25 protein-coding genes are annotated in these 23,056 nt (G+C 66.8%); 13 read left to right on the top strand and 12 right to left on the bottom strand.

Annotation, left to right across the window (positions count from 1 at the left end; translation table 11 throughout):
• Positions 1 to 3: 3 nt before the first annotated feature.
• Both QUE68_RS03655 and QUE68_RS03660 read right to left on the bottom strand, forming a co-directional pair.
• Positions 4 to 1,101 (bottom strand): acyl-CoA dehydrogenase family protein, encoded by a 1,098-nt coding sequence (locus tag QUE68_RS03655; RefSeq protein ID WP_284224609.1) that lies wholly within the window; start codon positions 1,099 to 1,101, stop codon positions 4 to 6.
• Between the two features lie 32 nt (positions 1,102 to 1,133).
• A complete protein-coding gene (locus QUE68_RS03660; protein ID WP_284230650.1) occupies positions 1,134 to 2,318 on the bottom strand; it encodes an acyl-CoA dehydrogenase in 1,185 nt (394 codons plus the stop codon).
• A 147-nt stretch (positions 2,319 to 2,465) separates the two neighbouring features.
• On the opposite strand from QUE68_RS03660, the gene QUE68_RS03665 reads away from it, so the two are divergent.
• The 12 genes from QUE68_RS03665 to QUE68_RS03720 all read left to right on the top strand — a co-directional run bounded on the left by QUE68_RS03665 (position 2,466) and on the right by QUE68_RS03720 (position 14,394).
• The gene (locus QUE68_RS03665; RefSeq protein WP_284224610.1) at positions 2,466 to 2,657 is read left to right on the top strand and encodes a ferredoxin; all 192 of its coding nucleotides are present in this window, start codon (positions 2,466 to 2,468) and stop codon (positions 2,655 to 2,657) included.
• A 13-nt stretch (positions 2,658 to 2,670) separates the two neighbouring features.
• Positions 2,671 to 3,591: a 3-oxoacyl-ACP reductase gene (locus QUE68_RS03670; RefSeq protein ID WP_284224611.1), complete on the top strand. Its 921-nt coding sequence runs from the start codon at positions 2,671 to 2,673 to the stop codon at positions 3,589 to 3,591.
• 246 nt (positions 3,592 to 3,837) lie between these two features.
• Complete coding sequence (locus tag QUE68_RS03675) at positions 3,838 to 4,614, top strand: MlaE family ABC transporter permease (RefSeq protein ID WP_454786214.1); 777 nt, start codon at positions 3,838 to 3,840, stop codon at positions 4,612 to 4,614.
• 88 nt (positions 4,615 to 4,702) lie between these two features.
• Positions 4,703 to 5,545, top strand: coding sequence for an MlaE family ABC transporter permease (locus QUE68_RS03680; protein WP_284224613.1), 843 nt, complete (start codon positions 4,703 to 4,705; stop codon positions 5,543 to 5,545).
• A gap of 12 nt (positions 5,546 to 5,557) precedes the next feature.
• Positions 5,558 to 6,754, top strand: coding sequence for an MCE family protein (locus QUE68_RS03685; RefSeq protein ID WP_284224614.1), 1,197 nt, complete (start codon positions 5,558 to 5,560; stop codon positions 6,752 to 6,754).
• Between the two features lie 31 nt (positions 6,755 to 6,785).
• The gene (locus QUE68_RS03690) at positions 6,786 to 7,820 is read left to right on the top strand and encodes an MCE family protein (RefSeq protein WP_284224616.1); all 1,035 of its coding nucleotides are present in this window, start codon (positions 6,786 to 6,788) and stop codon (positions 7,818 to 7,820) included.
• Positions 7,813 to 8,883 (top strand): virulence factor Mce family protein, encoded by a 1,071-nt coding sequence (locus tag QUE68_RS03695; RefSeq protein WP_284232620.1) that lies wholly within the window; start codon positions 7,813 to 7,815, stop codon positions 8,881 to 8,883. Before QUE68_RS03690 ends, QUE68_RS03695 begins: the two co-directional genes overlap by 8 nt.
• Positions 8,880 to 10,295 carry an MCE family protein gene (locus QUE68_RS03700; protein ID WP_454786419.1) on the top strand — a complete coding sequence of 472 codons (1,416 nt, stop codon included), beginning with the start codon at positions 8,880 to 8,882 and terminating at the stop codon, positions 10,293 to 10,295. The genes QUE68_RS03695 and QUE68_RS03700 overlap by 4 nt, the downstream gene beginning before the upstream one ends.
• A 20-nt stretch (positions 10,296 to 10,315) precedes the next feature.
• A complete protein-coding gene (locus QUE68_RS03705; RefSeq protein WP_284224620.1) occupies positions 10,316 to 11,500 on the top strand; it encodes an MCE family protein in 1,185 nt (394 codons plus the stop codon).
• A complete protein-coding gene (locus tag QUE68_RS03710; protein WP_284232622.1) occupies positions 11,501 to 13,213 on the top strand; it encodes a virulence factor Mce family protein in 1,713 nt (570 codons plus the stop codon).
• On the top strand, positions 13,214 to 13,891 hold the full coding sequence (locus QUE68_RS03715) for a mammalian cell entry protein (RefSeq protein ID WP_284224622.1): 678 nt from the start codon (positions 13,214 to 13,216) through the stop codon (positions 13,889 to 13,891).
• Positions 13,891 to 14,394 (top strand): mammalian cell entry protein, encoded by a 504-nt coding sequence (locus QUE68_RS03720; RefSeq protein WP_286275159.1) that lies wholly within the window; start codon positions 13,891 to 13,893, stop codon positions 14,392 to 14,394. The genes QUE68_RS03715 and QUE68_RS03720 overlap by 1 nt, the downstream gene beginning before the upstream one ends.
• On the opposite strand, the gene QUE68_RS03725 is transcribed toward QUE68_RS03720, so the two are convergent.
• From QUE68_RS03725 to QUE68_RS03745, 5 genes are all read right to left on the bottom strand, one after another.
• Positions 14,381 to 15,850 (bottom strand): alpha,alpha-trehalose-phosphate synthase (UDP-forming), encoded by a 1,470-nt coding sequence (locus QUE68_RS03725; RefSeq protein ID WP_286275160.1) that lies wholly within the window; start codon positions 15,848 to 15,850, stop codon positions 14,381 to 14,383. The genes QUE68_RS03720 and QUE68_RS03725 overlap by 14 nt on opposite strands.
• Positions 15,851 to 16,015, bottom strand: a complete 165-nt coding sequence (locus QUE68_RS03730) for a hypothetical protein (RefSeq protein ID WP_170220004.1) — start codon at positions 16,013 to 16,015, stop codon at positions 15,851 to 15,853.
• 49 nt (positions 16,016 to 16,064) lie between these two features.
• Positions 16,065 to 16,424 (bottom strand): intersectin-EH binding protein Ibp1, encoded by a 360-nt coding sequence (locus QUE68_RS03735; RefSeq protein ID WP_284224626.1) that lies wholly within the window; start codon positions 16,422 to 16,424, stop codon positions 16,065 to 16,067.
• A 77-nt stretch (positions 16,425 to 16,501) separates the two neighbouring features.
• Entirely contained in the window at positions 16,502 to 16,867 is a 366-nt protein-coding gene (locus QUE68_RS03740; protein WP_284232625.1) for an intersectin-EH binding protein Ibp1, read from the bottom strand.
• Positions 16,868 to 16,942: 75 nt separating this feature from the next.
• Positions 16,943 to 17,293 (bottom strand): intersectin-EH binding protein Ibp1, encoded by a 351-nt coding sequence (locus QUE68_RS03745; RefSeq protein WP_284232627.1) that lies wholly within the window; start codon positions 17,291 to 17,293, stop codon positions 16,943 to 16,945.
• A gap of 76 nt (positions 17,294 to 17,369) precedes the next feature.
• Here QUE68_RS03745 and QUE68_RS03750 point away from each other — a divergent pair, with 76 nt between their 5' ends.
• A complete protein-coding gene (locus QUE68_RS03750) occupies positions 17,370 to 18,209 on the top strand; it encodes an SDR family oxidoreductase (protein WP_284224629.1) in 840 nt (279 codons plus the stop codon).
• A 116-nt stretch (positions 18,210 to 18,325) separates the two neighbouring features.
• Here QUE68_RS03750 and QUE68_RS03755 read toward each other — a convergent pair whose 3' ends face one another.
• The 5 genes from QUE68_RS03755 to QUE68_RS03775 all read right to left on the bottom strand — a co-directional run bounded on the left by QUE68_RS03755 (position 18,326) and on the right by QUE68_RS03775 (position 23,049).
• Entirely contained in the window at positions 18,326 to 18,667 is a 342-nt protein-coding gene (locus QUE68_RS03755) for a DUF732 domain-containing protein (protein ID WP_284224630.1), read from the bottom strand.
• 84 nt (positions 18,668 to 18,751) lie between these two features.
• Positions 18,752 to 19,225, bottom strand: a complete 474-nt coding sequence (locus tag QUE68_RS03760; RefSeq protein ID WP_286275161.1) for a (2Fe-2S)-binding protein — start codon at positions 19,223 to 19,225, stop codon at positions 18,752 to 18,754.
• Positions 19,218 to 20,090: an FAD binding domain-containing protein gene (locus QUE68_RS03765; protein WP_284232631.1), complete on the bottom strand. Its 873-nt coding sequence runs from the start codon at positions 20,088 to 20,090 to the stop codon at positions 19,218 to 19,220. Before QUE68_RS03765 ends, QUE68_RS03760 begins: the two co-directional genes overlap by 8 nt.
• Positions 20,087 to 20,701 carry an SRPBCC family protein gene (locus QUE68_RS03770; protein WP_284232632.1) on the bottom strand — a complete coding sequence of 205 codons (615 nt, stop codon included), beginning with the start codon at positions 20,699 to 20,701 and terminating at the stop codon, positions 20,087 to 20,089. Before QUE68_RS03770 ends, QUE68_RS03765 begins: the two co-directional genes overlap by 4 nt.
• A 2-nt stretch (positions 20,702 to 20,703) precedes the next feature.
• The gene (locus QUE68_RS03775) at positions 20,704 to 23,049 is read right to left on the bottom strand and encodes a xanthine dehydrogenase family protein molybdopterin-binding subunit (RefSeq protein WP_286275162.1); all 2,346 of its coding nucleotides are present in this window, start codon (positions 23,047 to 23,049) and stop codon (positions 20,704 to 20,706) included.
• Positions 23,050 to 23,056: the final 7 nt, after the last annotated feature.

The raw sequence follows: 23,056 nt of genomic DNA on the forward strand, positions 1-23,056 counted from the left end.
AGCTCAGGCTGGTGTCTCGGCCAGCTCACGGCCGATGCGTAACAGCTGTCCGGTGGCGCCGCCGACGGCGAACTCGGTCTGCTTGGCGGCGAGGAAGTAACGGTGTACGGGGTGGTCGGTGTCGATGCCCACCCCGCCGTGGACGTGCACCGTGGTGTGGGCGACCCGGTGGCCCGCTTCGGCTGCCCAGAACGCCGCCGTCCCCACCTCGAGTTCGGCGGGCAGATCCTCCGACAGGAGCCAAGCCGCCTGGGTGAGCGTCAGCCGGAGGCCCTTGACGTCGATGTACCCGTCGGCGAGTCGCTGGCCCACGGCCTGGAAGCTGCCGATGGGACGGTCGAACTGGTGACGTTCCCTGGCGTACTCCGCGGTCAGCTCCAGCGCCCGCTCGAGTACGCCGAGCTGAAAGGCGCTGCGGCCGAGTGCATTCCGAGTGACGAGCCAGGTCAGGACCTCTTCGCTGCCGACGACGCGATCGGCAGCGACGTCGACGCTCGACAGTTCCAGGTGGCCGACACTGCCGTGCCCGGTGGTGTCGAGTGAGCTGACGGAGGCGCCGGAGTCGCCCGCCGCGACGAGGAAGACCCGGGTGCCCGAATCCGTCTCGGCGGGCACCAGGAACGCGTCGGCGACGGGACCGTACCCGACCAGCGCCCTGGAGCCGGTGAGCCGGAAGCCCTCACCGGTGGCCTGGGCCTGCACCGGTCCCTGTCCCATCTCGCCGTCGAGCGCAATGGTCAGGATCTTCGCACCCTCTACCGCGGGCACTGCCCAATCGCGTTGCAAGGATTCGGATCCGAACCTTGCCAGTGCACCCGCGGCGAGTACGACGGACTCGAGGTAGGGCACCGCCGCGATCTGACGGCCGAGTGCGACGAGCACGGCGGTCTCCTCCAGCACCCCGAAGCCGCCGCCGCCCAACGATTCCGGCGCTGTCGTGGAGAGGATGTCGGCACCGATCAACTTGGACCAGAGGTCGCGGTCGAAGCGCTCGTCGAGCTTGTCCAGCTCGCGTTGGCGGTCGGGTGTGCACACCGAGTCGACGATCGAGCGAGCGAGGCCGCCAAGGTCATTCGCGGCCTCGGTGGTGGTGAAGTCCATGTTCGTCCTTAGTCTGTTCGAGGGCTCGCGGGCTAGCGGTTGACCCTGGGTAGCCCCAGGGCGACCATGCCGATGATGTCGCGCTGGATCTCGTTGGTACCGCCACCGAAGGTGAGGATGAGACACGACCGGTGCATCCGTTCGATGCGGCCGCGCAGCAGCGCGCCAGGGGAGTCTGCCCGCAGGGTGGCGGCGGTGCCGAGCACCTCCATCAGCAAGCGGTAGGCCTCCGTGGCCATCTCGGTGCCGTACACCTTGGCCGCCGAGGCGTCGGCGGGTGACGGCGAAGCGTCGGTCGCGGAGGCGAGTTCCCAGTTGATGAGCTTGAGCACCTCGCCCTTGGCGTGAACCCGAGCGAGGTTGAGCTGCACCCACTCCGAGTCGATCAGGCGCTTGCCGTGGACGTCCTTGGTGTTCTGGGCCCACTCCCGCACCGCGCCGAGGGCGGCGAAGATCGGCTGCGCGGACACCAGTGCGACCCGCTCGTGGTTGAGCTGGTTGGTCACCAGTTTCCAGCCGGCGTTCTCTTCGCCGACCAGGTTGCTGGTCGGGATGCGGACGTCCTGGTAGTAGGTCGCGCTCGTGTCGACGCCGGCCATGGTGTGCACGGGCGTCCAGGAGAAGCCCTCGGCGGTCGTCGGCATGATGAGCATCGAGATGCCGCGGTGCTTCTTCGCCTCGGGGTTGGTGCGGACGGCCAGCCACACGTAGTCCGCGTAGGCGATCAGGCTGGTCCACATCTTCTGCCCGTTGACGACGTAGTCGTCGCCGTCGCGCACCGCGGTGGTGCGCAGCGCGGCGAGATCGGTGCCAGCGCCGGGTTCGGAGTAGCCGATCGAGAAGTGCAACTCACCGGCGGCGATCTTGGGGAGGAAGAACTTCTTCTGCTCCTCGGTGCCGAACGCCATGATCGTCGGCGCCACGCTGTTGATCGTCAGGAACGGCACCGGCACGTTGGCGATGGAGGCCTCGTCGTTGAAGATCAGCCCGTCCATCGGGCTGCGCGCCTGCCCACCGAACTCCTTGGGCCAGGACAGCGTCAGCCAGCCGTCCTTGCCCATCTGCGCGACGGTGTCGCGGTACACGCTGCCGCGGCCCATCTCGCCACCGTCGCCCGCGCCCAGCGCCTCGGCTCGTTCGGGGGTCATCAGCTTGGTGAAGTACGAGCGCAACTCGCGGCGCAAATCCTCTTGCTCGGGGCTGTAGCCGATCCGCATCGCTGCCGTCCTCATCTGTTCTGCTCGTCGCCGAGGGTACCCATGGTCCTCCCCGGTTGTAACACGTTCTAGTCTTGGAATCCAGGCGCGGTTATTCTGGGCCGACGCTGGGCGGGACGTCCGCACTTCAAAGCCGAGGAGATCCTCATGCGAGTCGAGGTCGATCGTGACCGATGTGAAGGCAACGCCGTGTGCGTGGGCATTGCCCCCGACCTGTTCGATCTGGACGACGAGGACTATGCGGTGATCAAGGTCGACGCGGTGCCCGCCGACCAAGAGGCACTGGCCGAGCAGTCCATCGCCGAATGCCCCAGGGCCGCCCTCATCCGCAGAGACTAGAGGTAGTCATAAATTGAGCACGGAAACGAATTCGACTGATCTCTCCGGATTGGTCGCGGTGGTGACGGGTGCGGCCGCCGGGCTGGGCCGCGCCGAGGCGATCGGGTTGGCGAGGGTGGGCGCGACCGTCGTCGTCAACGACATTCAGACGGCGCTCGATCAGTCCGACGTACTCGACGAGATCACTGCCGCGGGGTCCAAGGGCGTGGCCGTCGCGGGTGACATCAGCGCCCGCAGCACGGCCGACGAACTGGTCGCTACGGCGGACGGTCTCGGTGGGCTGTCGATCGTGGTGAACAACGCGGGCATCACCCGCGACCGGATGCTCTTCAACATGACCGACGAGGACTGGGATGCCGTCATCGCCGTGCATCTCCGCGGTCACTTCCTGCTGACCCGCAACGCCGCGACGTACTGGCGCGACAAGGCGAAGGACAACGGCGGGACGGTCTACGGACGGCTGATCAACACCTCGTCGGAGGCAGGCCTCGCGGGTCCGGTCGGCCAAGCCAACTACGGGGCGGCCAAGGCAGGCATCACGGCGCTGACCCTGACCGCAGCGCGGGGGCTGAGCCGCTACGGCGTCCGTGCCAACGCCATCGCCCCGCGGGCCAGGACGGCGATGACGGCCGACGTCTTCGGCGACGCCCCTGCACTCGAGGCGGGCCAGATCGACGGCCTCTCGCCCGAGCACGTCGTCACGCTCGTCCAGTTCCTCGCCTCGCCGGCGTCCGAGGCGGTCAACGGTCAGCTGTTCATCGTCTACGGTCCGACGGTGACGCTCGTCGCGGCGCCGACCGCCGAGAAGCACTTCACCGCGGGCTCTGATGCCTGGGTCCCCGATGATCTCGGCCGCACGCTCGGCGGGTACTTTGCTGACCGCGACCCGGAACTCGGTTTCTCGGCCAACGGGTTGATGTCCTCGCGAGACTGACAGTCTCGGTTGTCAAGCTGCTGCGTGCGCTAGAACACGTTACAGAATGACCTAGGTCACACTTGCTTTGACCAGGACGAATGCATCCGTGGAAGTGCGATTTACGGACCTTTGACACTGCGAACGTGTTCTAGTTAATATGATCCGGCTCACTAGAGCAACGCTTAGCCAAGGGGTGGAGAGGTCGTTGCGGCCCGTGCTCTTGAATCATTCGCCTCACGCACGTCCCGACCGCCCGACCCGAGAATGGAGTCCAGGTTGAAGGAGCAGCTGATGGCTCCGGCGCGGGCCGTTGGCGGTTTCTTCGAGATGTCGCTGGACACCTTCGTCAAGATCTTCCGAAGGCCGTTTCAGTTTCGTGAGTTCCTCGAACAGACGTGGATGATCGCGCGGGTATCGCTGATCCCGACGCTCCTGGTCGCCATCCCTTTCACGGTGTTGGTGGCCTTCACGCTCAACATCCTGCTTCGCGAGCTCGGCGCTGCCGACCTCTCCGGCGCGGGCACCGCCTTCGGCACCATCACTCAGCTCGGCCCCGTGGTCACGGTGCTGGTCGTCGCCGGCGCAGGTGCGACGGCGATCTGCGCGGACCTCGGTGCACGCACCATCCGCGAAGAGATCGACGCGATGCGCGTGCTCGGCATCGATCCGATCCAGCGCCTCGTGGTACCGCGGGTGCTCGCCTCCACGCTGGTGGCGCTGCTGCTCAACGGACTCGTGTGCGCGATCGGCATCGCCGGCGGCTACGTATTCTCGGTCTTCCTTCAAGGCGTCAACCCGGGCGCCTTCATCAACGGGCTGACGATCCTCACCGGGCTCGGTGAGCTGGTGCTCGCGATGTTCAAGGCCCTGCTGTTCGGTTTGATGGCCGGGCTGGTCGGCTGCTACCGCGGTCTCACGGTCAAGGGCGGCCCGAAGGGCGTCGGCGTCGCGGTCAACGAGACCGTGGTCTACGCCTTCATCTGTCTGTTCGTGATCAACGTGATCCTGACGGCGGTCGGGGTCAGGGTGCTGGCGCGATGATGAGCGCTCGCGCGAAGAACATGTCGATGATGAGCGCTCGCGCGAAGAACATGTCGATGATGAGCGCTCGCGCGAAGAAGAGACAGTCATGAGCTACGACGCCACGGTGCGCCTGCGGCGAGCCTTCCGCGGGGTGCCACGGGCCATCGACGTGGTGGGCGAGCAGGCGCTCTTCTACGGCCGGTCGGTGCGCTACATCCCGAAGGCGCTGACCCGCTACCGCAAGGAGACCATCCGCCTCATCGCCGAGATGACGATGGGCGCCGGAGCCCTCGTGATGATCGGCGGCACCGTCGGGGTGGCGGCCTTCCTTACGTTGGCCTCCGGCGGTGTCATTGCGGTGCAGGGCTATTCGTCGCTGGGCAACATCGGCATCGAAGCTCTGACGGGCTTCCTCTCGGCCTTCCTCAACGTCCGCATCGTGGCACCCGTGATCGCCGGCATCGCGTTGGCCGCGACCATCGGCGCGGGCACCACCGCGCAACTTGGCGCCATGCGGGTCGCCGAGGAGATCGACGCCGTCGAGGCGATGGCCGTGCACTCGGTGTCCTACCTGGTGTCGACCCGCATCGTGGCCGGGTTGATCGCGATCGTTCCGCTGTACTCCCTGTCGGTGTTGGCGGCGTTCTTCGCCGCGCGGTTCACGACCGTGTTCATCAACGGGCAGTCCAAGGGTCTCTACGACCACTACTTCAACACGTTCCTAGTGCCGACCGACCTGTTGTGGTCGTTCCTTCAGGCCATCGTCATGTCGATTGCGGTCATGCTGGTGCATACCTACTACGGCTTCAACGCCTCCGGCGGTCCCGTCGGCGTCGGCATCGCCGTCGGTCAGGCGGTGCGCACCTCGCTGGTCGTGGTCGTCACCATCACCCTGTTCATCTCCCTGGCCGTCTACGGCGCGTCGGGCAACTTCAATCTGTCCGGATAGGCGGGAACGACGATGGGTGACGCCAAGCGCAGTCATGTGAGGATCGCCGCTGCGATCCTCGCGGCTGTCCTGTTGGCGGCCGTCGTCTTCACCTACCTCTCCTACACGGCGGCATTCACCCCCACCGACACGGTGACGGTGACGGCCCCACGCGCCGGCCTGGTGATGGAGACCGACGCCAAGGTCAAGTACCGCGGTATCCAGATCGGCAAGGTCGCGGCCATCGAGTACGCGGGCAATGACGCGAAGCTGACGCTCGCGATGGACAGCAGCCAGCTGCAGTACATCCCGTCGAACGCGACGGTCCGGATCGCGGGGACCACGGTCTTCGGCGCCAAGTCGGTGGAGTTCGTGACGCCGGCGGAGCCGAGGGACGGCTCGCTGCGCCCCGGCGCACGGGTCAACGCCGACGCCGTGCAGCTCGAGGTGAACACGCTCTTCGAGTCGCTCACCAACACCCTGCAGAAGGTCGACCCCATCAATCTCAATGCCACGCTGAGCGCCCTCGGGGAAGGGCTTCGTGGCAATGGCGACGACCTCGGCGCTACGCTCGCGGGCCTCGATTCCTATCTGCAGCAATTCAATCCAAAGCTGCCCGCGCTGCAGCAGCTCTTTCAGAAGACCGGGGTGGTCGGCAACGTCTACGCCGACGCAGCACCCGACCTGGTGACGGTGTTCGACAACGCGCCCACGCTCAGCAAGACCATCGTCGATCAACAGGACAACCTGAACGCGACCCTGCTGGCGGCGACCGGTCTGGCCAACAACGGCACCGCCACCCTGGCGCCGGGGGCCGAGGACTTCATCGCGGCGATCCAGCGGCTCCGGGCGCCGCTGAAGGTGGCAGGTGACTATTCACCGGAATTCGGTTGTGTGCTCAAGGGTTCGGCGAAGGCGCTGGACACGTTCGCACCCGTCATCGGCGGTATCCGGCCCGGTCTGTTCGTGGCGTCGAACTTCCTGCCCGGCGCGCCCGCCTACACCTATCCCGAGAGCCTGCCGATGGTGAACGCGTCCGGCGGCCCCAACTGCCGCGGGTTGCCGGACATGCCCAGCAAGCAGTACGGCGGTACGTGGTACCGCTCGCCGTTCCTGGTCACCGACAATGCCTACATTCCGTTCCAGCCCAACACGGAACTGCAATTCGACGCACCGTCGACGCTGCAGTTCCTGTTCCACGGGGCGTACGCGGAAAGAGATGATTTCTGATGAGCGCTTGCGCGAAGAACGTGGGGCATTGATGAAGCGCGACAAGACGCTCATCAACGTCAGCGTCTTCACCGTCGTCATGCTGCTGGTGGCTGCGGGCTTGGTGGTGGTCTTCGGACAGTTCCGGTTCGCGTCCGGGAGCACCTTCCACGCCACGTTCACCGAGGCGTCGCGGCTCAAGGCGGGTCAGGACGTGCGGATCGCCGGCGTGCCGGTGGGCTCGGTGAAGGGCGTCGAACTCAATCCCGACAACACCGTCGACGTCGCGTTCGACGTCAGCGACCGCTACCAGCTGTACACCTCGACCAGGGCCGTCGTGCGCTACCAGAACCTCGTCGGCGACCGGTACCTCGAAATCACCTCGGGCCCAGGCGAATTGCGCAAGCTTCCGGCGGGCGCCACCATCGCCAAAGAGAACACGCAGCCCGCGCTGGACCTCGACGCCTTGCTCGGTGGACTCCGGCCCGTGCTCAAGGGTCTCGACGGCAGCAAGGTCAACGAGGTCAGCAACGCCGTCATCGAACTGCTCCAGGGGCAGGGCGGGTCGTTGTCCACGCTTCTGGCCACCACGTCGTCGTTCACCCAGGACCTGGCCGCCCGCGACCAGCTGATCGGGGACACCATCGACAATCTCAACGCGGTGCTCGGCACCGTCGACGAGAAGGGCGCCGAGTTCGACGCAGCAGTCGATCAACTCCAGCAGCTCATCACCGGTCTGGCTCAGAATCGCGATCCCATCGCCGGCGCGATCCCGCCGCTGTCGTCGGCCACCAACGACCTGACGGAGCTGCTGGCCAACGGCAGGCGGCCGATCCAGGGTGTCATCGAGAACCTTCGCCCCCTGGCGCAGCGGATGGATGAGCGCAAGGGTGACATCAACAAGGTGATCGAGCCGCTGGCCGAGAACTACCTGCGGCTCAACGCTCTCGGCGCCTACGGCTCCTTCTTCAACATCTACTACTGCTCGATCCGCATGAAGATCAACGGACCGGCGGGCAGCGACATCCTGATCCCGTTCGGTGGTCCCCCCGATCCGTCGAAGGGTAGGTGCTCGGAGAATGGCTAGGCCCAGCCATCGAAACCCAGAGAGCAATCCGGTACGCACCGGTATCTTCGGCATCGCTCTCGTGGCGTGCCTGGTACTCGTCTCGTTCGGCTACACGGGACTTCCGTTCTGGCCCCAGGGCAAGAACTACGAGGCGTACTTCACCGACGCCGGCGGCATCACCCCCGGCAACGACGTCAGCGTGTCCGGCATCAAGGTCGGAAAGGTCGGTTCGATCGAACTCGCCGGCGACTCGGCTCTGGTGAAGTTCACCGTCGACCGCAAGGTCCGGGTCGGCGATCAGTCCCTGGTCGCCATCAAGACCGATACGGTGCTCGGGCAGAAGTCGCTCGCGGTGACGCCCAAGGGGGCCGGCAGCACGACGATGATTCCGTTGGGCCGCACCACGACTCCCTACACCCTCAACACCGCCTTGCAGGATCTCGGGGAGAACGCGGGCGAACTCGACAAGCCCAAGTTCGAGTTGGCCCTGCAGACGCTGACCGACACGTTGCACGATGCGACGCCGCAGCTGCGAGGTGCGCTCGACGGCGTAGCCGACCTCTCCCGCAGCCTCAACCGACGCGACGAGGCACTCGAACAACTGCTCGCGCATGCCAAGAAGGTGTCCGACACGCTGGCCCAGCGCGCCGGTCAGGTGAACCAACTCATCACCGACGGAAACCTGCTGTTCGCCGCCCTCGACGAGAAGCGTCAAGCGCTGAGCAACCTCATCGGCGGCATTCAGGGTGTCTCCGAACAACTCTCGGGCTTCGTCGCCGACAACAAGCGTGAGTTCGCCCCCGCCCTGCAGAAGCTCAATGCCGTGCTCGACAACCTCTTGGAGCGCAAGGAACACATCGGCGAGGCGTTGCGCAGACTGCCGCCCTACGCCACGGCGCTCGGCGAAGTCGTCGGCTCAGGTCCCGGCTTCCAGATCAACCTCTACGGCCTGCCTCCGGCCACCCTGTCCGAAGTGCTGCTCGATACCTACTTCCAGCCGGGGAAGCTGCCCGACAGCCTGGCGGACTACCTCCGCGGGTTCATCTCCGAGCGCATGGTCATCAGGCCGAAGTCACCATGACACAGAAGAATTCGATGAAGAGACCGAATCGGGGGCTGCGCATCGCCGTCATCGGCATGCTGGTCGCCGCACTGGTCGGCGGGGCCTTCGTGCTCTGGCCGTCGGCCAACGCGCACCAGGTGGTCGCGTACTTCCCGTCCACGGTCGGCCTGTACCCGGGTGACGACGTGCGCGTGGTCGGCGTCCCGATCGGAACCATCGACTCGATCGAACCGCGGGCCGAGGACGTGAAGGTCACGATCACCGTCGAGGACGGCGTGAAGCTGCCGGCCGATGCCCGCGCACTCATCATCGCCCCGAACCTGGTGTCGGCGAGGTTCATTCAGTTCACCCCCGCCTACACCGGAGGTGCCGTACTCGCCGATGGAGCGCAGATCGGGTTGGACCGCACCGGTGTCCCGGTCGAGTGGGACGACGTCAAGGAACAGCTCACCCAGCTCAGCGCATCGCTGGGTCCGAAGCAGGGTGACATGCAGGGACCGCTGGCCACATTCGTGAACCAGGCCGCCGACACCTTCGACGGTAACGGCGACTCGTTCCGCAACGCGCTGCGCGAATTGTCTCAGACCGCAGGACGTCTCGGAGATTCGCGCACGGACCTGTTCGGGACCGTGCGCAATCTGCAGGTGCTGGTGAACGCGCTGGCGAACAGCAACGAGCAGATCGTGCAGTTCTCCAATCACGTCGCCTCGGTATCGCAGGTGCTCGCCGACAGCTCGAAGGATCTCGATCAGACCCTCGGCACGCTGAATCAGGCGCTGGCCGACGTCAAGGGCTTCCTCGACGAGAACAACGAGGCGCTGATCGGACAAATCGGCAAGCTCACCGACTTCACCAACCTGCTCACCGAGCACAGTGACGACATCGAACAGGTCCTGCACATCACGCCCAACGGGCTGGCGAACTTCTACAACATCTACAACCCGGCCCAGGGCACCGTCGGCGGCCTGCTGTCGCTGCCCAACTTCGCCAACCCGGTTCAGTTCATCTGTGGCGGCACGTTCGACGTCGGCGCCTCGCCCGACAACTACAAGCGGGCCGAGATCTGCCGCCAGCGGATGGGCCCCGTGTTCAAGCGTCTTGCGGTGAACTACCCGCCGATCCTGTTCCACCCCATCAACAGCATCACGGCCTATAAGGGTCAGATCATCTACGACACACCGGAGACCGAGGCCAAGGCGCAGACCCCGGTGCCGTATCTGCAGTGGCAGCCCGCGCCTGGCGTCACGCCGCCGACGATCGGACCCGACGGCAGGATCAGTGACCTCCTCCTGCCGCCGCCCCCGGTCCCGGGACAGGTGTCGCAGGTGGGTGCTCCGGCGGAGGGCTACGGCACGCCACCGGACGGTAGTGGACCGCTGCCCGGACCGGTACCCGGTGACCCGCTGCCCGCCGAATCGGGGGGTGGCTAGCCATGGAGGCCAAGAAGGCTATGTCTCGCAGGGTAATTCGCACGGCGCGCAACACCGTCGTGATCGGCTCCGGTGCGGTACTGCTGGCTGGCTGTGCGTTCGGCGGCCTCAACTCACTCAACATGCCGGGCACCTCGGGCCACGGCAGCGGTTCGTACACCATCACGGTCGAACTGCCGGACGTCGCGACGCTGCCGCAGAACTCACCGGTGATGGTCGACGACGTCACGGTCGGCAGCGTGTCGGGTATCGAGGCCGTCCAGCGGCCCGACGGCACGTTCTTCGCCGCGGTGAAGGTGTCGCTCGAGGGAGACGTCGACCTTCCGGAGAACGTGACCGCCAAGGTCGCCCAGACGTCGCTGCTCGGATCTCAACACATCGACCTCGCTCCGCCGCAGGACCAAGCGGGTCAGGGCAAACTGCGTCAAGGTTCCAACATCCCGCTGTCCAGGGCGGGCCGCTATCCGACCACCGAAGAGGTGCTGTCTTCACTGGGCGTCGTGGTCAACAAGGGCAATCTTGGTGCGCTGCAAGACATCACCGACGAGATGTACGCAGCGGTGGCCGGGCGTTCTGGTCAGTTCGCCGGCCTGCTTCCCCGGCTGGCGGAGCTGACCTCGTCGCTGAACCAGCAGACGGCCGACATCGTCTCCGCTCTGGACGGGCTGAACCGCTTCGCGAGCATCCTTGCGCGGGGCAGGGACAGCCTCGGTCGCACGCTCGATTCGTTGCCTGCTGCGCTGAAGGTGCTCAACGACAACCGAAGCAACATCGTCGACGCCTTCACCGCGCTGCGGACGTTCGCGGGTGTGGCATCGCACGTGTTGTCGGAGACCAAGACCGACTTCGTTGCCGACTTCATGGACCTGTACCCAACCATCAAGGCGCTCAACGACAACGCCGATGACTTCATCAAGGACCTCGAGTTCCTGCCGACGTTCCCGTTCCACTACAAGTACCTTCGCAATGCGGTCCGCGGTGACTACCTGAACGTGTTCGTGACCTTCGACCTGACGCTGCGGCGTACGGGCGAGTCGGTGTTCACCACCTCGAAGGGTCTCGATCCGAACATGAAGCACATGGCCGAGATCATCAACACTCCGGACTTCCTCACCGGGGCGATGGCGAACCTATCGGGGCAGGCGGTCGACCCGTTCAAGATCCCGCCGGGCGCGGCAACCCAGCACGACGGGGGGACGCCCTAGATGATCGACCGTCTGACACGTCTGCAGCTGACGATCTTCGCGATCGTCACCGTGATCTGCGTCGGCGCCATCTCGGCGTTCTACCTCCACCTGCCCGCAGCCGTGGGCATCGGCGCCTACGAGGTGACCGCCGACTTCGAAGCCGGTGGCGGGCTCTACCAGAATGCCAACGTCACCTATAGGGGCGTGACCATCGGCCGCGTCGAACAGGTGAGCCTCGCCGACCAGGGCGTCGTGGCGACAATGCGGCTCAACACCGACACCGAGGTTCCCGACAACGTCACCGCGACGGTGAAGAGCGTGTCCGCGGTGGGCGAACAGTACATCGACCTGGTCCCGCCGCAGGACCCGTCGTCGGGCCGCCTAGGCAACGGCTCGAACATCGGCGTCGACCGCACCGCCGTCGGCCAGGACATCTCCGCCCTGCTGAGTCAAGCCGAGACGCTGGTGGACAGCATCGGCAACGCCAGGGTGAAGGACCTACTGCAGGAGACGTTCAAGGCGTTCAACGGATCTGGGCCGGAACTGGCCCGGATGATCCAGTCGTCACGTCTGCTCATCGACGAGGCGAACGACAACTATGGTCAGATCTCGCAACTGATCGATCAGGCCGGACCGTTCCTGGATGCGCAGATCCGAAGCGGTGACGACGTGAAGTCGCTGTCCGACGGGCTCGCGCGTTTCACGTCCGAGCTGGCCCGCGCCGACCCGCAACTGCGGACGACGCTGGAGACGGTTCCCGGCACCGCCCAGGCGGCGAACACCACGTTCGACGGCATCCGACCCAACTTCCCGATGCTGGCCGCGAACCTGGCCAACTTCGGCCGCATCGGCGTCATCTACCGCAAGTCGATTGAACAGGCGCTGGTGATCTTCCCCGCGTTGATGTCGGCGCTGATCACGGTCGGCGGCGGACTGCCTGCCGACGAGGGCGGCAAGCTCGACTTCAAGGTCGACCTCGGCGATCCTCCCCCCTGCTCGACGGGCTTCATCCCGCCGCCGCTGATCCGGTCCCCGGGTGACACCACGCTTCGGGACCTGCCCACCGACCTGTACTGCAAGACGGCGCAGAACGATCCCGCGGTCGTGCGCGGGGCGCGGAACTATCCGTGCCAGGAATTCCCCGGTAAGCGGGCGCCGACCGTGCAGCTGTGCCGTGACCCCCGCGGGTACGTGCCGATCGGCAACAACCCGTGGCGTGGCCCGCCCGTGCCCTACGACACCCCGGTCACCAATGACCGAAACATATTCCCGCCCAACAAGTTTCCGAACATTCCGCCAGGAGCGGACTACGACCCCGGGCCGCCGGTGGTGCAGCTCCCACCGGGTGTCCCGCCGGGACCGGGGCCAGCGCCCAATGCACCGTTCCCACTTCCGGTGCCGCCGAGCGACCTTGGGCCGCCACCGCCGCCGCTGCCGTTCTATGCACCGCCGGATCAGATCGTGCCGCCCTACGCCAGGACGCCACCGCCCGCCGAGGCGCCGGCTCCCGCCCCGGCCCCGCCGGGCGAGCTCCCACCCGGTCAGGGACCGCTCCTCCCGTCGGAGGCGATACCGCCGCAGGCGAGTGGCCCGGCCGCTGCCACGTACGATTCGAAGACCGGTGTGTTCGTCGACCCCGCTGGGGGCACGGGCGTGTACGCCGATGGCATGGACAAGGTCAGCCCCGCAGAGACATGGGTGGACCTGATGTTGGATCCGAGGCAGGCGTAAGTGAGTGAGACTCCACAGTTGGTGACGAGGGCTACCCCGCGCCGGCGCGCATCGCGGGCGGCAGGCCCGGCCTCCGGGACACCCACCGAGGTGGTCGTCGAGTCGCCGTCGGTCGTGAACGTCCGTCCGGTGAAGCCGGTCGGGCCGCCGCCACGCCGACAACCGCACCGCAGGCTGGTCGCCGCCCTCGGCCTCGGCGTGACCGCAGTCCTGGTCGCCGTGCTGGCCGGGGTGGTGGCTCTGTTGTTCACCCAGCAGCGCCACGCCGAGGCGGCCGACGCGCGCGACCGGGAGTTCGTCGACACCGCATCCCAGACCGTGGTGAACATGTTCAGCTACACGCAGGACGACATCGACGACAGCGTGAACCGGTTCGTCAACGGGATCAGCGGTCCGCTGCGCGACATGATGAGTCAGGGCAACAACGTCGAGAACCTGAAGGCCATCTTCCGCGACACGAATGCAAGCTCCGAAGCCGTCATCAACGGCGCCGCACTCGAGAAGGTCGACGACACCGCCGGCAATGCCGCGGTGCTGGTGTCGGTCCGGGTGACGGTCACCAACCTCGACGGCGTGAACTCGCCATCGAAGCCGTACCGGCTGAGGGTGATCGTGCACGAGGACGACAACGGGCACATGACCGGCTACGACCTGAAGTACCCCGACGGAGGCAACTGATGGCCCGGAGTTCGAAGCTGGTCTCCAGGTCGATCGTGGTCGTCGGGCTGCTCCTCGCCGCGGGATTCATTGCGCTGGGCGGGATCGGCGGAACCCTGTACTGGAACCGCGTCGAGCGCAACGGTGAACAGGAAGCCAGGACGGAGCTGCCGGAGCTTGCGGCGCAACAGATTCCGATCATTCTGGGGTTCGACTACCAGACGATCGAGCGCAGTCGGACCGACGCGTACAAGCTGTTGACGCCCGAGTTTCGCCGCGAGTACGAGGACGACACCACCAAGAACGTCATCCCGGCCGCGCGGGACCGCCAGGTCATCAGCCAGGTCAACGTGGTCGGCGTCGGAATGCTCGACGCCCGAAGGGATTCGGGCTCGGTGATGGTGTACATGAACCGCGTCCTCACCGACAAGACCAAGCAACCGCTCTACGACGGCAGCCGCCTGCGGGTCGACTACGAGAAGGTCGGCCAGGACTGGCGGATCAAGGACATCACTCCGATCTAGGAGCGTCGCCGTCCCGCGTGTCGGCCAGGGCTTCCAGGAACGACCGCGCCCAGCGGTCGACGTCATGGGCGAGTACCTGCCGGCGCATGATGCGCATCCGCCGCCGGCCCTCTTCTGGGGCCTGGTTCAGCGCGGCCTCGATCGAGTCCTTCACGCCATCGAGATGATGCGGGTTGGTCAGGTAGGCCTGCCTGAGTTCAGCTGCGGCACCGGTGAATTCACTGAGCACCAGCGCGCCGCCGAGGTCGTTGCGGCAGGCGACGTACTCCTTGGCGACCAGGTTCATGCCATCCCGTAGCGGCGTCACCAACATGACGTCGGCAGCGACGAAGAAGGCGATCAACTCCTCGCGCGGCACGGCCTGGTGCAGATAGTGCACGACCGGGTGTCCCACCTTGCCGTACTCACCGTTGATGTGGCCGACCTGACGTTCGATGTCCTCGCGCATCGCCTTGTAGCTCTCGACACGCTCACGGCTGGGCGTCGCCAGCTGCACCAGCACGGTGTCCGTCGGGTCGGCCCTGCCTTCGTCGAGGAGCTCGGAGAAGGCATGCAGGCGTACGTCGATGCCCTTGGTGTAGTCGAGGCGGTCGACGCCGAGAAGGACCTTGCGCGGATTTCCCAGCTCGGCGCGGATCTGCTTGGCGCGCTGCCGAACTTCGCGGGCGCGCGCCTTGGTGTCCAGGTCGGCGGAGTCGATCGAGATCGGAAAGGCACCCACCTTGACGCTGCGGAAGCCGACCTGGATCTCGCCGAACCGGGACCGCACGCCGATGGTGGCCCGCGAGGTATTGGCCCCGACCAGGCGCCGAGCCAGGATCAGGAAGTTCTGGGCGCCGCCCGGCAGATGGAAGCCGACCAGGTCGGCCCCGAGTAGGCCTTCGATGATCTCCGTGCGCCACGGCATCTGCATGAAGAGTTCGACGGGCGGAAAGGGGATGTGCAGGAAGAACCCGATGGTGAGGTCCGGGCGAAGCATGCGCAGCATCTTCGGCACCAGCTGCAACTGGTAGTCCTGAACCCATACCGTGGCGCCCGGCGCTGCCGCGCTCGCCGTCGCCTCGGCGAAGCGACGGTTCACCTCGACGTAGCGGTCCCACCACTCGCGGTGGTAGATGGGTTTGACGATGACGTCGTGGTACAGCGGCCACAGGGTGGCGTTGGAGAAGCCCTCGTAGTACTCGGCGAAGTCCTCGGCCGACAGCCGCACCGGCCGCATCTCGAGGTCGTCCTCGACGATCGGATCCTCGTCGCCGTCGGTGATGCCCGGCCAGCCGATCCACGCCCCCCGCCGCTTCCGCAACAGCGGTTCCAGGGCGGTGACCAGTCCCCCGGGGCTGCGCTTGTACGTCGTGGTGCCGTCGGGTAGCCGCTCCATGTCGATCGGTAGCCGGTTGGCCACCACGACGAAGTCGGAACCTTCGGAGTTGGCTGTTTCGCCTCCTCCTGAGCTCACCTACGCCTCGAGCTTTGCCGGTCCGATGCCAAGCATGGAGAGGAACACCCGGCATTCGTCGGCGTCGGTGGCGTAGGCGGCGACGACGCGCCTGGCCATGCGGGCGGTGCTGTCGGCCAGGGGCTCGACGTCACCGATTTCAGCGGGATCTGGTTTGGCTGCCATGACACGACTCTAGGCGACTCGTCGCGCCGCCTAGGGCGTGATGGGGGTTCTACTGGCCGTTGATGCTCGTCGGCGGCTGCACGAACTTCGGGGCGTTCTCCTGAAGGCCGATGCACTTACCGGTGTTCGCACCCGTGCAGGGGATGCCGTCGACCGTGGGGAGGCCACCGGGATTCTGCGTGACCGGCGACGGGGGGTAGCCGTTGTTGGTGGGCGAGTTGGGGACGGTGTGGGGCAGGCAGGAGCCCGTGTACATGTCCTCTTCCTCGCCGGCGGGGCATGACGCCGCCGGCGCCCCCGAGATGGCCACGGGGACCGCGAATGCGGCCACGGCGGGGCCACCGGCAACGACGAGCGCAAACCCGCCGGCGATGAGCAGGCGTCGTGCGGGGATTTCAAAATGCGCCATTGTCACGCTTTCTCTGGTAATTGACGGCTAGTCGCGAGAATTGTAAGGAAGCTGTAGGAAATCTGCACAGGTTCCCGCTAGTTGGTCGAACCCGTGACCGTCGGACTCGATCCGATGGACGAGGTCGGCGGGACGTACTGCGGCGCATCCTCGGCGAGACCGATGCATGCGCCCGAGTCGCGGCCCGTGCACGGGACGCCGTCGATCTCTGGGATGTCCGGGTTGCCGAGCGGAGTGGTGAATGGCGACGGGGAGTTCGGCACGACGAAAGGCACGCATTCCCCGGTGAATTGGTCGTTGTCCTCACCGGTCGCGCAGGCGGCGAGGGAACCGGAGGCCACCGACGGCAGCGTGAAAGCGGCCACTGCCGGGGTCACGGCGACGGCGAGAGCGAATCCGCCGGTGATGAGGAGGCGGCGGGCAGGGAACTCGAAGTGCGGCATGGGTGGATTGTAGGGATTCTGCCCACATCCTGCGCAGTTACCGCGCCTTCCCTGGAGGCGTGTCGCCGACAGAGGTCAGTTCGTCGAGCCGGTGATGGTCGGACTCGAGCCCACCGTCGAGCTGGGCGGCACGTACTGCGGCGCGTCCTCGGACAGGCCGATGCACTGGCCCGAGTTGCCGCCCGTGCACGGGATTCCGTCGACCGAGGGCAGTCCACCCGCGGTGGCCTGGATGGGCGAGTTCGGGACCATGTCCGGGGAGCAGGCGTTGGTGTAGACGTCCTCGGTCTCGCCGCCCGAGCACGCCGCGACGGACGGAGCGATCGACGGGACGGTGAACGCGGCCACCGCGGGCGCCGCGGCGATCGCCATGGCGAAGCTGCCCGCGATGAGCAGTCGTCGGGCTGGGATCAGAAGGGTTGCCATCGGCCTGACGATACGCCGTCGAGGTGTGGTTCGATGACGAGAACGTGTTCTAGTTTCTTTCCGTAAAGGGGCAATGGTGCAGCTTTCGTTGGCGAATCGAACCTTCATCGTCACCGGTGGTGGCAGCGGTATCGGCAAGGGTGTCGCCACGGCGATCGTCGCGTCGGGTGGTGACGCGATGCTCGTCGGCCGCAACGCCGACCGGCTGGCCTCCGCCCGGGACGAGATCGAGGCGCAGGCCGGTGACGGCGCGGGTGCGGTGCGGTACGAGCCCGCCGACGTCACCAACGAGGACGAAGTGACCCGGATGGTGGAGGCCACCACGGCGTGGCACGGTGCGCTGGACGGCGTCGTGCACTGTGCTGGCGGCTCCGAGACCATCGGCCCCATTACCCAGGTCGACTCCGAAGCGTGGCGGCGAACCGTCGACTTGAACGTCAACGGCACCATGTACGTGCTCAAGCACACCGCACGGGAGATGGTCCGCGGCGGCGGCGGATCGTTCATCGGCATCTCGTCGGTCGCGGCCAGCAACACCCACCGGTGGTTCGGCGCGTACGGCGTCAGCAAGTCCGCGATCGACCATCTGATGCAACTCGGCGCCGATGAGCTGGGGGCGTCGCGGGTACGCGTGAACTCGATCCGGCCGGGACTGATCCGCACCGAACTCGTGGCGCTCGTCCTCGATTCGCCGGAGCTGAGCGAGGACTACCGCGTCAGCACACCGCTGCCGCGGGTCGGCGAGGTGGAGGACATCGCCAACGCGGCGGTGTTCCTGCTCAGCGATGCGGCGAGTTGGATCACCGGGCAGGTCATCAACGTCGACGGCGGGCAGCTGCTGCGGCGGGGCCCGGACTATTCGGCGATGCTCGAACCCGTCTTCGGCGCCGACGGGCTGCGCGGGGTCGTGACGTAGCCACCCGCTCTTCACGGGGCCGTCGCCGCCGGCCTCCCACGCCGGCAGGGCGCCCACCGCCGCCCAGTCGAGATGCTCGCCACCCGTGGCGAGCATCTACTTCTACCCGCGGAGATTTACTGCTTGGGCATCGACTTCGGGCAGTAGCCCTGCACCGAGAGGCTGCCGAAGGAGCCGATGCTCTTGCTGTCGGACCAGTCGGTGGCGTTCTGCACGTGGCGCAGGGCGCTCTCCACCGAGCCGGTGCGCGTCAACACGTCGCAGGTGGAGTGCGCGAGATCGATGGCGAACGCGTCGGATTTCAGCCGCAGGCCCTGATCCTTGACCGCCTCGAGGAAGGCTTGATCGATCTGTTGTGCCCGCTGGTCATCGGTGGGGTCGGCGTGCGCAGGGAGGGCCCCGGCGACCGTGGCGCCAGCGGCGATCAGTAGCGCCGCCGCGATGTGCTTCGACCTCATTCGCCGTCTCCTGTCCCGAGAAACTCCGCACCAACACTACGTCAGCAAATACCGTTCTTGATATCGGTGGTGCGGGGACGGGCGTTACTCGATGCGAGAGGCCGCCAGGTGGACCGCGTTGACGATGCCCTGATATCCGGTGCAACGGCAGAAGTTGCCCGACAGGCCCTCGCGGATCTCCTCGTCGGTGGGGGTGGGGTTATCGCGCAGCAACGCGGTGATGGACGTGACGAAGCCGGGGGTGCAGAAACCGCACTGCAGTCCGTGGCATTCGCGCAGCGCGGCCTGGATGGGGGACAGCGTGCCGTCGGCGTCGGCGATGCCCTCCACCGTCGTCACCTCCTGGCCGTCGACCTGGACAGCGAAGATCAGGCACGACCGCACCGCCTGTCCGTCCAGCAGCACCGTGCACGCACCGCACGCGCCGTGTTCGCAGCCGAGGTGGGTGCCCGTCAGCCCGCACTCCTCCCTGAGGAAGTCGGCGAGGGTCACGCGGGGTTCGACCACCGCGCCGCGGTCGTGGCCGTTGACCGTCAGACGCACGGGCAGTTCATGCATGGAGGGCCTCCGTTGCTTCGTTCCAGGCTCGAGACACCATGGCGGCACCGACCCTGACGCGGTAGGACGCCGAACCCTGAAGGTCGGCCGGAACGTCTTCGAGGCCCGACGTGGCCAACCTGCCGATCTCGTCGGCGGTGAGATCGGTGACGTGTCTGCCCATGACGGCGGACTCGGCGTCCGCCGCCCGCCGCGGTGTCGAACCGAGCCCCAGAAGTCCGATACCGCAACGGGTTACGTGGTCATCGTCGTCGACCTCGACGGCCACGGTCGCCCCGGCGATGGCGAAGTCACCGTGGCGTCTGGCGAATTCCTGCACTGCGAATCCGGTTCGTCCCGACCACACCGGGAAGCGGACCGCCGTCAGGATCTCGTCGGGTCGAAGAGCGGTCTCCCACAGCCCGGTGAAGAACTCCGATGCCGCGATCTGCCTGCGCCCCCGTGACGACGTCGCCTCGATCACGGCGTCGAGTGTCACGGCCACCGCGGCATATTCGGCGGCGGGGTCGGCATGGGCGATGGCACCGCCGAGGGTGCCGCGGGTGCGGATCTGGAAGTGACCGATGTGGGGCGTCGACATGGTCAGCAGCGGAACCGATTCGGCCACTTCGTCGTCCATGCCGACGAAGGCGTGCGGAGTCGCCGCACCGATCCGCACGCAGCCGTCTTCGAGGTCGATGCTCTGCAGTTCCGATATGCGTGAGATGTCGATGAGGTTCTCGAAGGACGTCAACCGCATGGCGAGCATCGGGACCAGACTCTGCCCGCCGGCGAGGATCTTCGCGTCATCACCGTGATCGCGTAGCAGCGCCACCGCGTCCGTGACCGTGTCGGGGCGGTGGTAGGCGAAGTTGGCGGCCTTCACGACGTCGGGTGACGACGGCCGAGCACGAACCCGATCGCAGCGGCCACGGCGGCCGCGACGACCACGGGTCCGGCGCGTTTGGCGATCGGCATGGCGACGACCTTGAGTAGGTCGACCGATTCGGTCGCATCGGGCCGCGCGACGGTGTCACCGGCCGGCGCCGTTCCCACGAGCAGATCGGCCTCCAGACTCCTGGCGAACTGAGTGATGAGGTTGCTCGAGACATCCGCCAGTACCCCGCGACCGAATTGCGCCGCCTTGCCTGAGATCGTCAGATCGGTGGTGATCGACACGAGGGTGCCGGTGGTTCCGTCGTCCTTCAGCTGCGCGGTGACGACCGCCGCGGCCTGGCCGTTGCCGCGGGTTTCCTTGCCGGTGGCCTTGAGGACGACCCGCTGGGCGAGTTCGTCCCGCTCCTGGAAGGACGCTTCGCCCTGGTACGACACCGTGATCGGGCCGACCTTGACCTTCACCGTGCCGGTGAAGTCATCCCCGTCGACCGTCAGTAGCGTGGCGCCGGGCAGGCAGGGCGCGATCCGCTCGATGTCGGTGAGCACCTTCCAGGTCGTCGCCGTCGGCACCGCGACCCGGAATTCGTTGTTCAATTCCACCTCTAGTGATTCCTTCCCTGGGTCTGCGCTTCGAGCAGTCCGACGATGCTGGCGGGGGTGGCGGGCAGCTGTGTCACGGTCACCCCGAGCGGGGCGAGGGCATCGTTGATGGCGTTGATCACCGCCGGGGTGGACCCGATGGCGCCACCCTCGCCCACACCCTTGTAGCCGCCGATCCCCGGGCCGGGGATCTCCACGTGGCCGTACTCGATCGACGGCACCTCCGTCGCGGTCGGCAGCAGATAGTCGACGAACGTCGAGGACAGCGGGTTGCCGTCGTCGTCGTAGGCCAGGTTCTCGAGGAGGGCACCGCCGATGCCCTGCACGGTCCCGCCCGCGATCTGGCCTTCGACCACGTTCGGATTGATCATGGCGCCGACGTCTTCGCTGACGATGTACCGCGTCAGCGTGACGTGGCCGGTGGTGACGTCCACCTCGCAGGTGCAGACGTGAGTTGCGTTGGCCCAGTGGATCATCGCCGACGACGTGAAGCGTGTCGTCGCCTCCAGCGAGGCCGACGTACCGGGCGGCAGCTGCTGAGGCTCGTAGTAGGCGCGGTACGCCAGTTCAGCGAAGCTGACCGACGTCTCCGGGTCGGCCCGCAGCCGGGCTTGGGAGTTCGCGAGCTCGACTTCCTCGGGGGTGACGCCGAGCCGGTGCGCGGCCATCGCGACGATCCGCTCGCGCAGGATGCTGCCCGCCTCGTTCACGGCGCCCGCCGTCATGGGGCCGCTGCGACTGCCCTGGGTGCCCGCACCGTAGGGCGTCACCGCGGTGTCACCCTGGATGGTGGCCACGTCCTCGATGTTGGCGCCGAGGACGTCCGCGGTGAGCTGCACGACCGTCGTCTCGATGCTGTTCCCGGACGAGCCGCCGTTGACGTATACGTTGATCTTGCCGGTGGACTCCATCCGGATGGTGCAGCCCTCGGTAGCGAGATGACCGGTGGCGGCGGCCGTCGGCTCGATGTAGGCGGAGAACCCGAGGCCGAGGTAGCGACCCTGCGCCAGGGCCTCGGCCTGTTCCTTGCGGAAGCCCTCGTGGTCGAGGATCTTGACGGCCTGTTCGAAGGTATCGGCGGGGGCGACGTGGTCGTACGGCATCCCGTTCGGGTTGACGTAGGGCATCTCGTCACCGCGCAGGATGTTGCGTCGCCGCAGCTCGACGGGGTCCATGTTCATCTTGCGGGCGGCGATGTCGATGAGGACTTCCCGGGCCAGGGTCTCGTACTGCCATGGTCCTCGATAAGCATGCAGCCCAACGGTATTGGAGAACACCGTCTGGTACGCGAAGCTGGCCTTGGGCACCCGGTAGGGCCCGGGGAAGAACATGCCGATGGCGGCCGTGGTGAGTACCGGGTAGGGCGTCGGGTACGCCCCGACGTCCTGGACGAAGTCGATGTCGACGGCGAGGAAGTGGCCGTCGTCATCGAAGGCCATCCGGGCCGTTCCGTCTACGTGCCGGGACTGGCCGGCGGACATCAGGTTCTCGCGGCGGTCCTCGATCCACTTCAGCGCACCGGGCACCTTGCGGGCCGCGAGCAGGATGCACATGTCCTCGCGCATCGGGACGACCTTCTGTCCGAAGCCGCCACCGGTGTCGCGCATGATCACCCGGACGTGCTGGGCGGGAATGCCGAGAAGTCTTGCGCTGAAGGCGCGTAACTCGTGAGGTGTCTGCGTGGAGGCCCAGATGGTCAGCTCGCCGGTGGGCGCCGTCCACTCCACGACCAGTCCCCGCGTCTCGATGGGCACGGGTACGTAGGTCTGCTGGTAGACGTTCTCGCTCACGACGTACGCGGCCGACGAGAACACTTCCTCGTCCGGTGGCATGCCCGCCATGCCGCCCGCGACGTTGTCGGGGTAGGCGTCGTGGACCACCGCGACACCGGCCTCGGTGCCGCCGGTCGCCCTGCGGAAGTCGGCGACGGCGGGCAGGGGTTCGTAGTCGACGGCCACCAGGTCGGCGGCGTCCTCGGCGAGATACCTGCTATCGGCGATCACCAAGGCAACCGGATCGCCGACGAACTTGACCTCGCCAGCGGCCAGTGGAGGACGCGGAGTATCGGTGATGTCCTTGCCCGCGACGGCGTGCCAGGCCTCCCGCACGTCGGCGTTGAGATCCTCGGCGGTGAAGACGGCGTGGATGCCGGCCAGGGCGAGTGCGGCGGTGGCGTCGATGCCGTTGATGCGGGCGTGGGCGAACGGACTGCGGACGAAGCAGGCGTGCACCATCCCCGGGCGACTGACGTCGTCGACGAACGTGCCGTGTCCGGTGAGGAGCCGGTTGTCCTCCACACGGGGGACCCGCGTGCCGACGTAACGGGTCTCCGACTGGCTGACGGTCACGCGCTCT

The sequence above is a fragment of the Mycolicibacterium sp. TUM20985 genome (assembly GCF_030295745.1).
Classification (GTDB): domain Bacteria; phylum Actinomycetota; class Actinomycetes; order Mycobacteriales; family Mycobacteriaceae; genus Mycobacterium.

Coding starts and splice junctions, on each gene's coding strand:
- QUE68_RS03660 (WP_284230650.1), bottom strand. CDS start 2,318: ATGCGGATCGGCTACAGCCCCGAGCAAGAGGATTTGCGCCGCGAGTTG.
- QUE68_RS03690 (WP_284224616.1), top strand. CDS start 6,786: ATGAAGCGCGACAAGACGCTCATCAACGTCAGCGTCTTCACCGTCGTC.
- QUE68_RS03720 (WP_286275159.1), top strand. CDS start 13,891: ATGGCCCGGAGTTCGAAGCTGGTCTCCAGGTCGATCGTGGTCGTCGGG.
- QUE68_RS03745 (WP_284232627.1), bottom strand. CDS start 17,293: ATGGCAACCCTTCTGATCCCAGCCCGACGACTGCTCATCGCGGGCAGC.
- QUE68_RS03760 (WP_286275161.1), bottom strand. CDS start 19,225: ATGCATGAACTGCCCGTGCGTCTGACGGTCAACGGCCACGACCGCGGC.
- QUE68_RS03680 (WP_284224613.1), top strand. CDS start 4,703: ATGAGCTACGACGCCACGGTGCGCCTGCGGCGAGCCTTCCGCGGGGTG.
- QUE68_RS03655 (WP_284224609.1), bottom strand. CDS start 1,101: ATGGACTTCACCACCACCGAGGCCGCGAATGACCTTGGCGGCCTCGCT.
- QUE68_RS03700 (WP_454786419.1), top strand. CDS start 8,880: ATGACACAGAAGAATTCGATGAAGAGACCGAATCGGGGGCTGCGCATC.
- QUE68_RS03710 (WP_284232622.1), top strand. CDS start 11,501: ATGATCGACCGTCTGACACGTCTGCAGCTGACGATCTTCGCGATCGTC.
- QUE68_RS03695 (WP_284232620.1), top strand. CDS start 7,813: ATGGCTAGGCCCAGCCATCGAAACCCAGAGAGCAATCCGGTACGCACC.
- QUE68_RS03755 (WP_284224630.1), bottom strand. CDS start 18,667: ATGAGGTCGAAGCACATCGCGGCGGCGCTACTGATCGCCGCTGGCGCC.
- QUE68_RS03685 (WP_284224614.1), top strand. CDS start 5,558: ATGGGTGACGCCAAGCGCAGTCATGTGAGGATCGCCGCTGCGATCCTC.
- QUE68_RS03665 (WP_284224610.1), top strand. CDS start 2,466: ATGCGAGTCGAGGTCGATCGTGACCGATGTGAAGGCAACGCCGTGTGC.
- QUE68_RS03675 (WP_454786214.1), top strand. CDS start 3,838: ATGGAGTCCAGGTTGAAGGAGCAGCTGATGGCTCCGGCGCGGGCCGTT.
- QUE68_RS03730 (WP_170220004.1), bottom strand. CDS start 16,015: ATGGCAGCCAAACCAGATCCCGCTGAAATCGGTGACGTCGAGCCCCTG.
- QUE68_RS03735 (WP_284224626.1), bottom strand. CDS start 16,424: ATGGCGCATTTTGAAATCCCCGCACGACGCCTGCTCATCGCCGGCGGG.
- QUE68_RS03705 (WP_284224620.1), top strand. CDS start 10,316: ATGTCTCGCAGGGTAATTCGCACGGCGCGCAACACCGTCGTGATCGGC.
- QUE68_RS03740 (WP_284232625.1), bottom strand. CDS start 16,867: ATGCCGCACTTCGAGTTCCCTGCCCGCCGCCTCCTCATCACCGGCGGA.